General features: G+C 42.0%; 16 protein-coding genes. 6 read left to right on the forward strand and 10 right to left on the reverse strand.

Annotated features, from left to right (window positions below):
• Positions 1 to 675 precede the first annotated feature (675 nt).
• Positions 676 to 903, forward strand: a complete 228-nt coding sequence (locus tag BM375_RS15885; RefSeq protein WP_093367505.1) for a winged helix-turn-helix transcriptional regulator — start codon at positions 676 to 678, stop codon at positions 901 to 903.
• Between the two features lie 40 nt (positions 904 to 943).
• On the opposite strand, the gene msrA is transcribed toward BM375_RS15885, so the two are convergent.
• From msrA to BM375_RS15920, 7 genes are all read right to left on the reverse strand, one after another.
• Positions 944 to 1,615: a peptide-methionine (S)-S-oxide reductase MsrA gene (gene msrA, locus BM375_RS15890; protein ID WP_244525931.1), complete on the reverse strand. Its 672-nt coding sequence runs from the start codon at positions 1,613 to 1,615 to the stop codon at positions 944 to 946.
• Positions 1,616 to 1,780: 165 nt separating this feature from the next.
• Positions 1,781 to 2,197 (reverse strand): hypothetical protein, encoded by a 417-nt coding sequence (locus tag BM375_RS15895; RefSeq protein ID WP_093367506.1) that lies wholly within the window; start codon positions 2,195 to 2,197, stop codon positions 1,781 to 1,783.
• 412 nt (positions 2,198 to 2,609) lie between these two features.
• Positions 2,610 to 3,509 (reverse strand): hypothetical protein, encoded by a 900-nt coding sequence (locus BM375_RS15900; protein ID WP_093367507.1) that lies wholly within the window; start codon positions 3,507 to 3,509, stop codon positions 2,610 to 2,612.
• A 33-nt stretch (positions 3,510 to 3,542) separates the two neighbouring features.
• The gene (locus BM375_RS15905; protein ID WP_093367508.1) at positions 3,543 to 4,337 is read right to left on the reverse strand and encodes a hypothetical protein; all 795 of its coding nucleotides are present in this window, start codon (positions 4,335 to 4,337) and stop codon (positions 3,543 to 3,545) included.
• Positions 4,338 to 4,473: 136 nt separating this feature from the next.
• A complete protein-coding gene (locus BM375_RS15910) occupies positions 4,474 to 5,031 on the reverse strand; it encodes a hypothetical protein (protein ID WP_093367509.1) in 558 nt (185 codons plus the stop codon).
• Positions 5,032 to 5,093: 62 nt separating this feature from the next.
• A complete protein-coding gene (locus BM375_RS15915) occupies positions 5,094 to 5,291 on the reverse strand; it encodes a hypothetical protein (protein WP_093367510.1) in 198 nt (65 codons plus the stop codon).
• Positions 5,292 to 5,367: 76 nt separating this feature from the next.
• On the reverse strand, positions 5,368 to 5,832 hold the full coding sequence (locus BM375_RS15920) for a hypothetical protein (protein WP_093367512.1): 465 nt from the start codon (positions 5,830 to 5,832) through the stop codon (positions 5,368 to 5,370).
• A 406-nt stretch (positions 5,833 to 6,238) separates the two neighbouring features.
• On the opposite strand from BM375_RS15920, the gene BM375_RS15925 reads away from it, so the two are divergent.
• The 3 genes from BM375_RS15925 to BM375_RS15935 all read left to right on the forward strand — a co-directional run bounded on the left by BM375_RS15925 (position 6,239) and on the right by BM375_RS15935 (position 8,949).
• Positions 6,239 to 6,844 (forward strand): hypothetical protein, encoded by a 606-nt coding sequence (locus tag BM375_RS15925; protein WP_093367513.1) that lies wholly within the window; start codon positions 6,239 to 6,241, stop codon positions 6,842 to 6,844.
• A 145-nt stretch (positions 6,845 to 6,989) separates the two neighbouring features.
• Positions 6,990 to 7,718 carry a hypothetical protein gene (locus tag BM375_RS15930; RefSeq protein ID WP_093367515.1) on the forward strand — a complete coding sequence of 243 codons (729 nt, stop codon included), beginning with the start codon at positions 6,990 to 6,992 and terminating at the stop codon, positions 7,716 to 7,718.
• 127 nt (positions 7,719 to 7,845) lie between these two features.
• Positions 7,846 to 8,949 (forward strand): Fic family protein, encoded by a 1,104-nt coding sequence (locus tag BM375_RS15935; protein WP_093367516.1) that lies wholly within the window; start codon positions 7,846 to 7,848, stop codon positions 8,947 to 8,949.
• 22 nt (positions 8,950 to 8,971) lie between these two features.
• Here the strand turns inward: BM375_RS15935 and BM375_RS15940 are convergent, their stop codons facing one another.
• Both BM375_RS15940 and BM375_RS15945 read right to left on the reverse strand, forming a co-directional pair.
• Positions 8,972 to 9,715 (reverse strand): LytR/AlgR family response regulator transcription factor, encoded by a 744-nt coding sequence (locus BM375_RS15940; RefSeq protein WP_093367518.1) that lies wholly within the window; start codon positions 9,713 to 9,715, stop codon positions 8,972 to 8,974.
• 256 nt (positions 9,716 to 9,971) lie between these two features.
• On the reverse strand, positions 9,972 to 11,438 hold the full coding sequence (locus BM375_RS15945) for a sensor histidine kinase (RefSeq protein ID WP_093367519.1): 1,467 nt from the start codon (positions 11,436 to 11,438) through the stop codon (positions 9,972 to 9,974).
• 277 nt (positions 11,439 to 11,715) lie between these two features.
• Here BM375_RS15945 and BM375_RS15950 point away from each other — a divergent pair, with 277 nt between their 5' ends.
• Together BM375_RS15950 and BM375_RS15955 are read left to right on the forward strand one after the other, a co-directional pair.
• Positions 11,716 to 12,609: a DUF4412 domain-containing protein gene (locus BM375_RS15950; protein ID WP_170852695.1), complete on the forward strand. Its 894-nt coding sequence runs from the start codon at positions 11,716 to 11,718 to the stop codon at positions 12,607 to 12,609.
• Between the two features lie 166 nt (positions 12,610 to 12,775).
• The gene (locus BM375_RS15955) at positions 12,776 to 13,150 is read left to right on the forward strand and encodes a DUF4870 domain-containing protein (protein WP_093367522.1); all 375 of its coding nucleotides are present in this window, start codon (positions 12,776 to 12,778) and stop codon (positions 13,148 to 13,150) included.
• 108 nt (positions 13,151 to 13,258) lie between these two features.
• Here the strand turns inward: BM375_RS15955 and BM375_RS15960 are convergent, their stop codons facing one another.
• On the reverse strand, positions 13,259 to 14,236 hold the full coding sequence (locus BM375_RS15960; RefSeq protein WP_093367524.1) for a GlxA family transcriptional regulator: 978 nt from the start codon (positions 14,234 to 14,236) through the stop codon (positions 13,259 to 13,261).
• Between the last annotated feature and the right edge of the window lie 165 nt (positions 14,237 to 14,401).

Below are 14,401 nucleotides of genomic sequence, written 5' to 3' on the forward strand. Positions count from 1 at the left end.
CCTTCTCTAATTCTTCAGTTTCTGTGCGAAGAATGAACCAAAATCAACGCGAGTTAGCGAAGCGATTATCGCCTGGAAAGATTAGTAAAAAGGTTATCGAAGCTTAAAAACGCGTCATTGCGATAAGCGCAGCGACGACCGCGAAGCAGCTCCGAAGGAAACCAATCTGCGTTTTTAACATCATTCCCGCCTCAGGCGGGACTTCGTTACCTCGCAACGATGATGTTGCACTATGGTGACGCTTCATCAGTGTAGCTGCAACAATCAGTGGGGCTTTGCGCATGTACACAGGGTCATCGCGCATGACAACAGGCGCTTTGCACCCTGTCTGATTGACGCTGAGCATGTACAGCGTCAATCAGACACTATACTGCGGCGACGTGACACCTGTCGGCGTGGCGTTGCATATGTACATCGTGGTTCTGACAGGGTGCTGTACCACGATGTACTTTTACAGCATCACGCTGACACTGTACAGCATCATTCTGTACATGCTCAACGTCGCTTTGCGCATGTACAAAATGTTCCAGACAGGGTAGGTTAGCGTGCTGTATACCCGCAAAGGCTTGTTGTATATGTGCAAAATGAGCTGCTGCTGGTCAAAAGATCCAAAAAAAGATCGGAAGACAGTATGAAATTACTGCAGCCATTTGTTAGCTGGTCTATACAAGGCGTATGGATTTACTGCGAGAGGTCGAGGGGATAGGAGCAAAAATGCTTTCCAAGGAATTGCAGGATATGGAGATGAATCACTTGGTTACCCGAACGGTGAAAAACACCAAGCCGATCACGGTAGAGTATGATATTACGGAGTATGGACAGACCTTGGAAGATATTGTTCAGGCGATTGCGAATTGGGGATATGTATACAGGAAGTCGCTGCACGAAAGTAAAGCGGATTAAGAAAACTTCATCGGCTATAGTGGTAATCTCGGATGATCGCTTATTCTTCCTTTAACTTTTCTTTGAACACCTTTCTGAATTTTTCCAGTTTAGGTTTGATCACCAGCTGGCAATAAGGCTCGCTCGTATTGTTGGCATAATAGTTCTGGTGATAATTCTCTGCTTTGTAAAAGACTTGGGAGGGACTTACGGCGGTCACAATTTTTTTGTCATACGCACCTTCATCATCCAACTGCTTGATATAATAGTGTGCTAGCTTTTTCTGCTCATCGTTGTGGTAAAAGATGGCCGATCGGTATTGCGTACCGATGTCAGCGCCCTGACGGTTCAGTTGGGTCGGGTCATGGGCAACAAAAAAAGCAGCAAGCAATTCGTCGTAAGTTATTTGCGAAGGGTCGTATATAATATTGCAGGCTTCAGCATGTCCCGTCCTGCCGGTAGTGACTTGCTGATAAGTCGGGTTTTTCACATGCCCACCAGTATAGCCGGACACGACTGCCGTGACGCCTTCCAGCTGTTTGAACTGTTCCTCAACACACCAAAAGCAACCCGCGGCAAATGTAGCTGTATCACTGATGGCATTCCCTGGGTTTATTACCTCGGACACCGTTGCCGTATCGTTGGATTTTGTCTGCGCGCAGGATGCGGAAAGCATAAACAGTCCTATAAGAAAGAAGATGTTACTGCAGTAGGAGATATATCGGGTGTTCATGATAGCGTCCATTTAATTCCTTAAAGTTACGAATTTATTTTTCCCTCTTTTTTCACGCAATGCAAATGCGTTTCTCAAAGGAACTATGAGCATCCCGGGGATGAGGGTAATCTGTCAAGTGATTGCTACTAACTAGGGGAGGGATAAATTTTATTTGCTGATATCTTAGGGAGTTGAATCAGCTTGTTTTTCTAAAGTTACGACCTCAGTTAGCCGTTGATTTCCGCCCTTGATTTTTATCTTTGTTAAGATCAGTTCGTTGTCCTTTAGTGTAATATGATAAGGTTCTTTCTTTCGTTCTATCTTTCCTAAGTATAATTGCTCGTCACTTACCTTTATCGGTAGCTCCATTTTGTGTTTTCCTGCACCTTCTATTATTGTTAACGTATTCCCCTCTATATGATAAATTTTCTCTCCTCTTTCGTATATATCCTCATCAATATCGATAACGGTGTCCTCTTCTGTTAGTGTCTCTGTTTTTGAAACCACATACCATATCCCATTAAGTTTATGGTTTACACTTTGGGCACATGCTACACCTATGACAAGTATTGTCAGGGCTATGACAAGATTAAATTTCATTTCAGACAATTTAAGATTTCACATAAAGGTGTGAAATTAAAACAATAAATCCCATTTTTAATAATTATTACCCGTTGTCGTTCTGCATTATGAAATAAAGAGCATGCTAATTGTCACTCTGAAGCTTCGACAGAGCCTGTACTGAGCATGACGAAGTACTCAACCTGACATTTGTCGCTGTGTATCGGCTCTGACGAGGACTATGGCAAAGGAAGAGCGACATGTCTATCTAATGTTATTATCTCTTATTGGCTCCAACTATTTACGTTAGACAGAGCTATTTGTTGCAGGACTGTGGTTCGTCGTTTTCTGTTGATATATTACTTTTTGTTTTTATGATATTACCTTAATTGGGTATCCGAAGAGTTGATTACCACTCTTCGGATATTTTTATGTAATACCATTGATGAATTTAGTTGTACGTACTCATATTGGGTTGTTCTGCGGATATCCGTTTAGCATCAAAGTATTTGTGATAATCTCCAAGTTTAAGTTTTGGGGTATTTTGTGGGTTAGGATACCACCAGCTTCCTTTTATTTTGTTATAATCGTCCTTACTTGTTTCAATATTAAAGTCTCCCGTAACTCTTTTCTTGGTCGTATTATTGTACTGTTCGTGTGTTCCTTTATAATAAATGATTTGTCCATTTTTGCTTCTTGATACTTCTTCCGCAGTAGCATCAATAGTGATAACTTGTTTATTTACTGTATGGTTTCCTTTGATTTGTATCTTTGTTGGGCTTAATTGAATAATCTTCCACTTACTATTATAACCATCTAATTTCCAGCTTCCGACCCAAGGAACAGCAGCTTTCAGGTTAGCTTCGCTGATATCTACTTTACGGTTCTCCAGGTCTTTTTTACGTTGAGTACCCTCTATATCCTTATTCCCTTCTTTGCCGGCATTGGTCAACGTAGGCACAAAAGTCCCTGTCAGTGTTCCTTTTTGATCGGGGTTGGCTTCATTTTTCCACTCGCCGGAGAATTTTTGTCCGGTTCTGTCCAAAGTCAGTGTAAACGTTCCACGTTCGCCAAATTTTCCAAATTCAATGCTTTTCATCGGAGCCGGTTTGTTTGGTTTGGGCATTGATGGTTTTACGAAATACGTTCCTGTCAGTACGTTGTTCATCACATTGGATGTCGTCCCGCTAAAGGTATAATCAAGCAATCCGAAGGAGATTTTTCCTGAACTGCCATTGATTTGTATATTACCTTCGTTTGTGCGCCAGGTGCCTTTCCATTGGGCTTTCGCTTCTTGGGCTATCCCTAATACAAGGAACAAGACCAGTAATTGTAATACTTTTGTTTTCATGTTTGTACTAATTTTAATTTATGAAATAATTTTTTAATTACACTTTGCCAATACCTCCTGCGCCAATAAGGCTGCTATCCGAGCATTTTCTTCGTCATCGTTGCTGACTTTGACCTTGATACGAAACTGTACTGTTCCTGCCAACACGTACAAGTTGGTGCCGAAATATTGCTTCCTAAATTCCTCCCTTTCCCAGTATGCGCCACTTCCGACATTGGCTACGGGGTGAAATTTCATATTTTCCCGTGCCCGTATCATGGATTTCATGACCTTACGTTCTTCTTCGGATTTGTCTGCCTGCTGTTGGTCTATTCGTTCCTCCATCTCTCTGTATTCTTGCTCGCTGAGCTGTCCGTAAGCACGGTCAAAAGCGGACAGTTCCTTTTCGGCATCGCCACGCTTGAATTCAAGCTGTTCGACAGCAACGATATTGTTGTCCGCCTGAGGCAAGGATACCGATGTACCCCCGGCTTTGACCTCCATCACCATATCCGGACGGTCGCTCGCCCAAGTGATACTATATTCATTGTGTTTCTTTGAACTACGACTTTCTTTAAAATTCACTTCGAGCGCATCGGGATCACTGACCGATACGTGTTTGAGGACATCGGCCTTGGTCAGCATCTTGCTGTAGTCGTAATCAAAGTCCTCGAAGCATTTGGCATTGTATTTTTTTGCTTTGCTTGCCTTTCCGGCAGATGCCGTCGCACTTTCTGTTGTGCCGTCTTGTTGTTGGGAATCGTTTCCTTGATTGGCATTATTGCCTCCACAAGCAGTGAATATAAGTGCTGTGGTCGTAGCCAAAAGGTAATTTTTTAGTGTTTTCATATTTTTTTGTTTATCCTCTCCCCAACCCCTCTCCAAAGGAGAGGGGCTCGTGGAAAGATGTTCTTGTTTCTTAGTTTATAGATTGCCGTGGGCAGCTTTTTTTATACTTTTTACTTTTTAACTTTTACTTTTCCACTCAATGACTACTCGACCCGTATATTTCCGACTTGTACACCGCTCCGTCGGATTTGCGTACCACGGTAATGTTACCAGTCCAAGTCGATCCGGCTATCTCTCGCTTTTCGAGCTCTTGGTGGACTTTCACATGGTATTCATCACTTGTGCTGACGGTCGTAAGTTCGTAGATCTCTTTATCGTCCTTGTCAAAGGAAAAGTGAAACCAATCCACGGTTTTTAAAAAATGCCGTTTGCCGTCAATATGGATAAATGCCAGACTGTCCGGGCCATCCGCATAGATATATTTGTGATCCATGTACTTCTCTTTATTCACGCCACACACAAAGTACATCTCAGGATCGTCATAGGTCAGCGTTCCGAACTCGTCAAGGACGAACGTTGGAGGATTTACTTGTACCGTTGTGTCAGGGCTTTCTATTAGCTCCTTGTGAATGATTGTTGTCGTATCCTTTGGTTCTTCGGAGGCATTGTTCTCGCCTTGATTACCGATAGGCAATTGACAGGCATGGAATGCCATCAGCACCAAGACCATCGGATAAACTATTTTTCTGTACATACTTTTCGCTTTTTATTAAATCTTTGAGGAAAATCTCATTACTCAATACCCACTACTCAATACTATTCGTCAAGGACAAACGCCGGAGGATTTGCTTGTATCGTTGTGTCAGGGCTTTCGATAAGCTCCTCGTGAACGATCATTGTCGTATCCTTTGGTTCTTCGGAGGCATTGTTCTCGCCTTGATTACCGATAGGCAATTGACAGGCATGGAATGCCATCAGCACCAAGACCATCGGATAAACTATTTTTCTGTACATACTTTTCGCTTTTTATTAAATCTTTGAGGAAAATCTCATTACTCAATACCCACTACTCACTACTCAATACTATTCGTCAACACCCACACTCCCCAAAAATCGTCTTTTTATACTTCCTGCCGTCCGTGGTTTTCACTTCCAGTGTGCCGAAATACGACCCTTGATAATCAAGTTGGTCGCTCTTGCGGATATCCAGCTTGACTTCGATATCTTCATTCTTGCCGGTGGTCTGAATCTCGACATCCGAACTGTTGTCCGATTCGTCCAAGGTGACCTGCAGCATTTCGCCGTCTATCTTGACAAATCCTACCGTTTGCATATTGTCTGCATAGAGGTATTCGCCCTTTTTGAAGGCTTTGTTATCCTCTGCAAAGAGACAGGCACAGCCATCGATGGCATCGGGCAATTCTGTAAAAATCTGCAATACAATATCATTGTCTTTATCGTTCGTGTTTTCGGTTTTTTTGTCTGTTCGGTCTGTGAAATTACAAGAGCCGAACAGTAGGGCAATAGCAAATAGTATAAGACTGTTCTGTTTCATATGTATATTATTATGCATTATTGTTTGTTTTAAATGGTATGCATGAATGCTTCGCATGTTGTTTTTTTATGGTCATATGGAATACCCAGATTATATTCATCGGTAGTCGTATTTTCTAAACATGGGTATTTCATTTTTAATGTGTTTTTGCGTGTTTTACCAATACAAAGCTATGTGCATGACAGAAAGAAAAAATACAATTTGTACGGATGGTAGGGATTGGCGTATGGATGTGTAAAATCTTTATGTGGTTGGGAAAAAGCGGATTTGGTCAATTGACCAAATCCGCTTTTTCCCAACTATACAATATATCTGACCTTTTACAGTGGTATCTGTACCATTAGTGAAAACACACTTTTTTCGACCTGCGCACCTACATAGATTTGGGAAACAAATAGTCAGAACAATGATGAAAAAAATCAATTATGCACTTGTCGGTTTATTGGGTTCGGCACTGTTGTTCTCCTGCGGCGAGAGCATGAAAAAAGTCAAAGAAGCCAAAGAAGGCTTTGAGGCCATGGGCGAATTAACAAAAGCAGGTTCGGGCGTGACGAAGGATATGAAAAACCTGTCCGAACTGACAGCTTGGAGCCAGCAGGATTTTGAAAAATGGGCACCTGGTACCTCTTTTCAGGGCTTGGAAAGAACGGAAATGACCTTGGGCAACCACTCCGAGGCATCTATCCACATTGTCTATGGCAGTGCCAACGAGGGCAAACGATTGGATATTGTCGTGGTGGACGGAGCTGATCCGGTCGGTACGATGGTGATTTCCATGACGAATGTGTTCCTAAACTCGGATTTGGCAAGGAAGAAAATTAATGAGGATCCAAATGATGGAAATATCGTGGATAAGCACGGCGTAACGGCGAAAGAGCACTACACTCGGGGCGAAAATACGATAGAAACTGTTGTCAATGAGCGTTTCTACGTTAAATTGGCAGGTTATGATATGACAATGGACGAAGTCTGGGACACATTCAAAGCACTCAAAACGGATAAACTTAAATAGTAGTTGCGAAGCTGTTTAAATTTCTTTTTTGCCGCACTTCGACTCCACTCAGCGTGACAAAAAAGAGATTGTCATCCTGAGTCCCGCTTCAAGCGGGAAATGATGGACAAACGAAGGGATTTCTTCAATTTTCAATTAAAAAAGTATGAAAAAATTAATCAACATATTGCCATTCCTACTCTGTATCGGCATCTTTTCTTGCACCGCAGGAACGACCGCTAAGACAGAGCAAACGGAAGTACAGCCGATCGAAGCGATGGAAAGCCCACTCCTAACTGAAGAACAAGAATCAGAGCAGAAACCCGACATAGCACAAGAAGGAGACACATTGAAAATATATCAATTTGATGTGACAGTAGGCGGCAAAACATGGCCTCGGGAGCAGGTCTATATCGAGCAAGCCCAATTGATGAAAATGGATGAAAAAGGGCCTTTCCCCTTAGTCGTGATACTCAAAGGGCCACCTATCGACGGCAAGCAGGGAGCAGATCTGCGCCTTTGGTTCTCTATCCCTGCGGATTATGACGGTAGTGCTATTCGTCATGATCTCGCTAAAAACGAAACGGGTGAGTATGTCATCAGTTTTTCGGAAGATGAGGAGGCTTATACCACATGGGTAGCACCGTGGATCAACACATATGACCATGAGAACCGAAAGGCCATCAATGACCCGAAGACCTCTGGCACAGTTACGCTGGAAAGTTTCGACCAAAGTGCCAATCGGCTACGGATCACATTCGACGGTGTGCTCTTCGGGGCCAGTTCGGACACGACGACGCATACCCAAACGGCTAAGGGAACGATCGAGTTGCAGTTTTCGGTCTATGACATCAAAGCCGAAACAGAAAGGATGATGAAAGAGTGGGGATTGTAGTGTCGTCCAAAACATAAAACAGCTGCTCTTTACAATACTTTCTTACTAAAAATGAGTCAATTATTTTTATTAATTGCCTCATTTTTTTATTATATTTGAGGCAATTAGATTTTGTAATTGCATCAAAATGTATAATTGGCAACTTCCCGATTGGGCAAATTTCACGTATGATGATTCTGTAATAGATTCATTAATAGTAAATTTTGCCCTTGAAACAGGTGAATTAAAAGGTCTTGTTGATGCACTGCCTAAGGAAGAGCAACAAGACACCATCCTCCACTTTATGATTTCTGAAGCGGTCAAGACCTCTGAAATCGAAGGAGAATTTTTCAGCAGACAGGACATTATGTCGTCCATCAAAAAGCATTTGGGACTTTCAAGTAATGTCGGCAATATCCGGGATAAAAAATCTCAAGGTATTGCTTCGTTAATGGTAGAAGTAAGAAAATCCTATTCCGAGCCACTCACAGAATCCTTAATCAAAGGTTGGCATCATACGCTGATGAATGGCAATCCCTATGTCAATGCAGGGACATATAGAATGGGTGAAGAACCTATGCAGATTATTTCGGGCGCGATAGGCAGGGAAACTGTTCATTATGAAGCCCCCCCCTCTTATAAAATGCCTGACGAGATGAAAAGCTTTATCAAATGGTATCATGCTTTTAACGTTTCGGCGACAGATATTAAAAATATCCTTATCAAAACATCGATTGCTCATTTGTATTTTGAAAGTATACATCCTTTTGAGGATGGAAATGGCAGAATTGGACGGGCAATTGCCGAAAAATGTCTTTCACAATCGCTTAGAAGACCTGTTTTAATGAGTCTTTCCAGCACAATCGAAAAAAACAGAAAAGAATATTATGAAGCACTGATGCTCGCCCAAAAGACATTGGACATAACAGATTGGATACAGTATTTCTCTACTGTTATTCTGGAATCCCAAAAGAGTGCAAAGCAAACTATATTGTTTACACTCAGCAAAACCAAATTTATGGATCAGCATGAATCACAAATGAATGAAAGACAGATAAAGGCTGTGCTGAAAATGTTTGATGTAGGAATTTCCGGTTTTGAAGAAGGTATGACAGCAAGAAAGTATGTATCCATTACAAAATCCTCGCGCGCGACAGCCACACGGGATTTACAAGACCTGACTGACAAAAAGATTTTGCTACAGAAAGGAGAAGGCAGGAGCGTCAGCTACGAGTTGAATTTGGAAAGTTAAGTTTCCTAACTTTCCAAATTAATTACAACCTACCCAACACCTCATTCCTTTTCTGTCGTGAGACAGGAATTTTGATATTGTTTTCCATGAGGATATAGCCTTCGGTCTTGTAAAATTCCTTGACCTTGCGCAGGTTGATCAGATAGGAGTTGTGCACCCTGTAGAATAGCTCGTCGGGCAATAATTCGGAAACCTGTTTTAATTTTTGGGTCAAGAACAGATCCTTGTGTTCACCCTCCAATATGATTTTGCAATAATTGCCGTCACTTTCGCAATAGATAATATCATTGGGATCAATAAAGACAATCTTCTTGTCCAGATTCAGTTTAATCTTTTTCGGCCCCATACCAATATTGTTCAAACGGTCTATGGCTGCCTCCAGTTTATCGGCAAAGGGCTCTTTTCCGATTCTTCTTTCCAACCTGTCGACGACTTTGTCGAGATCTTCGGCATCGATAGGCTTGACCAGATAGCCTATAGCCTCTTTTTTGATGGCATCGATAGCATGGTCACTGTGTGCTGTGGTAAAAACAACTTCAAAATTTCGCTCGGGGAATGCGTCTAGGAAAGTCAATCCGTCTATCTCAGGCATATTGATGTCCAAGAACACCACATCGATGGACTGTGTTTCCAAAAAACACTGTGCTTCTTTGGGATGGGTGAACTGTTCTACAATCTGTATTCTCTCTGCAAAAGCCTGTAACTCGTAGTTCAGACTCGTCAGTGCTTTGGGTTCATCGTCAACAAGTATGCAGGTCAAGCTCATATTTCAAAGTAAAAATTAAAAAACGCGTCATTGCGAGGAAGTATGACGACGCAATCTGCGTTTTTGATGTCATTCCCGCCTGAGGCGGGACTTCGTATTCTCGCAATGACGATGACATTTTTTTGTTATGTGCCAAATAATTTCATTTTAAGCTGTCGATAATTATACATTATACAGCATTACAATATACATTATTACAGCGCCTTAAAGATATGGAATAATCTACAGCGAGGCGAACTGATTTGTACAGATGTACTTATTTATTGTATAAATCGTATGTATCGATACGTATCCAGACTCGTGTACCTATCATGTCTATTCTGTCCTCGATTCCAAATGATATTTGTGGCTTGTTCTTTTTGTTGAATTGCGCGATACGTTCTTTGGTGATGTCCATTCCGTGGGAACGGTGTGTGCTCAATGTCTTTTTCTCCCGAAGCGAATTGGAATAACCTATGCCATTGTCCATAATCTCAATCAGAATACCTGTATCGATATTAAACACCTGTATAGACAATTCTTTTCCTCTGTGCGAGGGCATTAGTCCGTGCCATATCGCATTCTCCACGAAAGGCTGTATCAGTAAAGCCGGGAAGGGGATGGTTTCGGCGTCTTGTTGTATATTGATATTCACAACGGAGGCCAGGCTGTCCGAAACTCTCATTTTTTCGATGTCGACATATAGCCGGATTGCATTGATCTCGTCCGCAAGAGTATGGTTTTCATCCCTACTGGCCTCCAGTACCCGACGCATCAACTTGGAGAACTTGTTGAGATAGGTGACCGCCTTGGTGACATCTTTTTCGATGATATAGGCCTTGATTGAGTTGAGAACATTAAAGATAAAATGGGAGTTCATTTGACTCCGCAAGACTTTGTTCTCAAGTTGGGCAACTTGAGTAGCGAGTACCTGCAATTCCTTTTCCTGTTGTAGACTTATATTCCGTTGCTCCTGCTGTTCGATCTGTTGCAACATTTGTACTTGTAGTTCCTGCTGAGTGGCATTGAGCCTTCTTTCGGTTTCGAGTTTATCGGTATAGACACGTTTTATCCGTATGCCCAGACCTACCGCAAAGAAAGTGCTTTCGATAATAATCCCGATATAAAAATAACTGATGGGCTGTATCAAGGCTCCGGGAGTCCTGTAAAAAGTAGTGACCACCGCAATGGTACCGAGGATGATATAGATAATCGTACCAATCAGAAAATAATAACGAAGTCGCTCTTGCCTGAGCGAAAATGTTCTGTATATAATAAATAGAGCGATGGCGGTATGGATTGGAAAAAATACCTTGTGGTAATAATCGGCCATATAGCCCGGGGGGATCCACTTGAAAAGCCCGGCTACGAAAATCAGTGTTCCTATCCCTATCATGACCCACATATAGCGGTACGTCCATCGGGTAAATTTGAGATAGTAAGTCTTAAAATTAATGATAGAAAGACCAAAGTAAAAATAGATACACAGATAGATAACCTGCACGTAGAATGTGTACAGATGCACAAACAGGTAGGATCGTATCTCCATGAAGTAATAATTGCGGGTCACGACATACGTAAACAGCAAAAATACATAGCCGAAATAGTACAGGAAGACCTTGTCTTTGGTGTTGCCATAGATCGTGGCGGACAGTATCACGTGTACAATAAGGTAAACAAATGTCACGTGCCACAAAAACACGGTCAATAAGTTTCGGTCCGCAAATAGCTGTACATGTTCCACGCTGCATCCTGTTGGTATAAGACAAAGCTATCATTTTATATCCTCAAAGTGTAGCTGTTTTTTACAAATGCCACCTATGACTGTATGATTGGTTGCATAGCGTGGATATATTGAAAAAACAGGCTTTTTCCTCTCGGAAATCAACAGAATACCATTTATACAATAGATGATACAGATTGTAGGATATTTGCGGCTATCCATAAAAAAGAGGTTGGTTTACAGAGAAATGTCGGGCATATTTGGGTTTTGAATGAAGTGTAAAATAAAAAACATAGCTATGAAGAAGAATGTATGTATAATCGGATTGTTACTGTTGGTATTCCTATTGCCACAAACAAGTGATGCCCAATTGCTGAAAGGCCTTGGCAAAAAACTGGAGAAAAAAGTAGAACAACAGATCAATAACCGTGTGGAGCGCCAAGCGGACAAAGCCATCAACAAGGGCATGGACAAAGTGGAAAATGCGGCCGAGGGAGCTATTAAAGGAAGTGGGAATAGACAACCGAATGCAGATGGGGAACCATCTTCAGATGTTGGCAATATAGATTTTCCGATCGGTAAAAGTGATGTAACTCTATACGACACCTATGATTTTACCTTGGGCGTAACTTATCAAACTCAAGGCAGCAAGGGTAGGGCAACAGAAATGACTATGTGGTTTGGTGGAGAAGATTATATTGGGATGTCGGCAGCTCAAGAGAAGGATATGTTTATGGTTATGCATGGTGCAAGCATGATAGCTTTCATGGAGAAAGAAAAGAGCTACATGGTACTGGGTGGAGGCATGACGGCAGGAGTTTTGGGTGCTGCGGTTGAAGAAGCGGAAGATGATACGTTTGATGGAGAATTTTCGATTAAAAAGATTGGTTCGGAAAGTATCTTAAACTATAACTGCGATGTGTATGAAGCAACAACTTCCGAATATACAACTACACTATGGCTGACCACGGAGTTGGGTGTCGATGCAGGTCACTTTATGAGCGCATTCGGTCAGCTTACAAAGATTAGTAAGGGTGGTATGCCAAATTTACAAAACCAAGCTGGGGGGATTTTGCTCAAAATGGAAGGAAAAAGCTTAAAAGACAATGACTCGATGAGGATGGAAGCAACAGCCATTGACAAAGAGGGCAAAAGCATCCATACCAAAGACTATAAAAGTTTCGGATTTTAATCCTAGTGTTAAGTTGGACGTAATTTGTCAGGCTGAGCGGAGTTGAAGCCCCGGTGTATCACCCTTCGACTCCGCTCAGGATGACAGTTAGCATGACATCTTTAATTAACATAATACTAGATATACTATACAGTAATACAATATAAACTATACAACAAAAATCACCATGGAAGAGACAACACAACGCACACAGGAAACTCTGACAGGAGCAAGTACACCAGAAATCATCGAAGAAGGAAAAACAATCGCCATCATCAGCTACCTCACCCTTATCGGTTTGGTTGCAGCGCTGGTCATGAACAGCGAAAAGAAGAACACGTACGCAAAGTTCCATATTCGACAATCACTTGGGCTGATGCTGACAGGATTGGCTACCACGTTTGTGAGCTGGATTCCGTTTATCGGCTGGCTGTTCGGCATAGTGGCATTTTTCTTTTTGCTGTTTCTGTGGTTCACAGGTTTCTTCAATGCACTGAATGCTCGAGAGAAGGTATTGCCGATATTGGGTGGTAAATATGCCGAATGGTTTAAGTCGGTGTAAGGATGACGCACGCTACGGTGGAATATAAATAGAAACAGCCTGCTTCGGGTAATGAACCAGGCTCCAATCTCGTCCTCGTTTGCAACGAGGATGTATTGAAATCTTTCATTAAACTTCAGTTGCAACCTTGGCAAACTTATTTCTGTACTCAATGGGGGTAAGCCCTGTTATCTTTTTAAAAGTATCCCGAAATGCTTTTGTGTCCGTATACCCCACGTCATACATGATTTCGGTGACGTTCTTTCTGGAGGCTTCGAAGAAACTCTTGGCAGCTTCTATTCTGACCCGTTGTATATATTCGATAGGCGTATTATTGGTGGCTTCCTTGAATCTTCTTTCAAAGGTTCTGCGGCCGATATTGACGAGGTTGGCCAATGTTTCGATGGATATTTTCTGCTGATAGTTCATTTCGATGTAATCCTGTGCCCTTTGAATGACTTCATCGCCATGATTACGCTGTCCCTTGAATATGGCAAATTGTGATTGGCTATCCCGCCCGATATCCAATGCGAAATATTTCGAAATCATGACAGCAGTCTCCCGGTCTGCAAATTTCTCCACGAGGTATAAAATCAGGTTCCATAAACTGCTTGCTCCACCACTGCTGTAGATGTTATCATGCGCTGTGATGATTGCCCCATCTTCGACTTCCACCTCCGGGTACCGTGCTTTAAATTCGCTTACATGCGCCCAGTGTGTTGAACATTTTTTGCCATTGAGTAAGCCCGTTTCTGCCAAAAGAAAGGCGCCGATACATAGGCTGGCAAGGCTTGCCCCTTTTTCGTATAGCTTTTTAAAGTAAGGAATCGCTTCTGCATTGGCTTGGATGCCTTTGGCTGTATCGCCAAAAGTAGGCGGAATAATCAGGAGATCTGTTTCTGTTACATCCTGAAGAAGCCTGTCGGTCTTTACCATATATTCTCCATTGTTGGCTGGAACATAGTCTCGCAGGCCGACATATTCGACGGTGAACACGGGTTTCTTACCAAATACGGTTAAAAAATCGTTGGCGGTATGAAAAGTTCTGAAAGGTGGTGTAACTGCTTCAATCACTCCGTATTCAGGAACAAAGACAGAAATCTGCATAATAGTGGCATGTTTTCTAAAGCAAGTTAGTAAATTATTTTGTCATAATTCACCCCTAAGATTGTCGTTTATACAACAGCCTTGGTTTTCTTTTTCTGCATAACTTTGTGTTGTAGATGATGGGAAGACGTTGAAACCTATAAGGTTTGGTCGTGAACGGTAAAA

Source organism: Sphingobacterium wenxiniae (assembly GCF_900116225.1).
Taxonomy (GTDB): domain Bacteria; phylum Bacteroidota; class Bacteroidia; order Sphingobacteriales; family Sphingobacteriaceae; genus Sphingobacterium; species Sphingobacterium wenxiniae.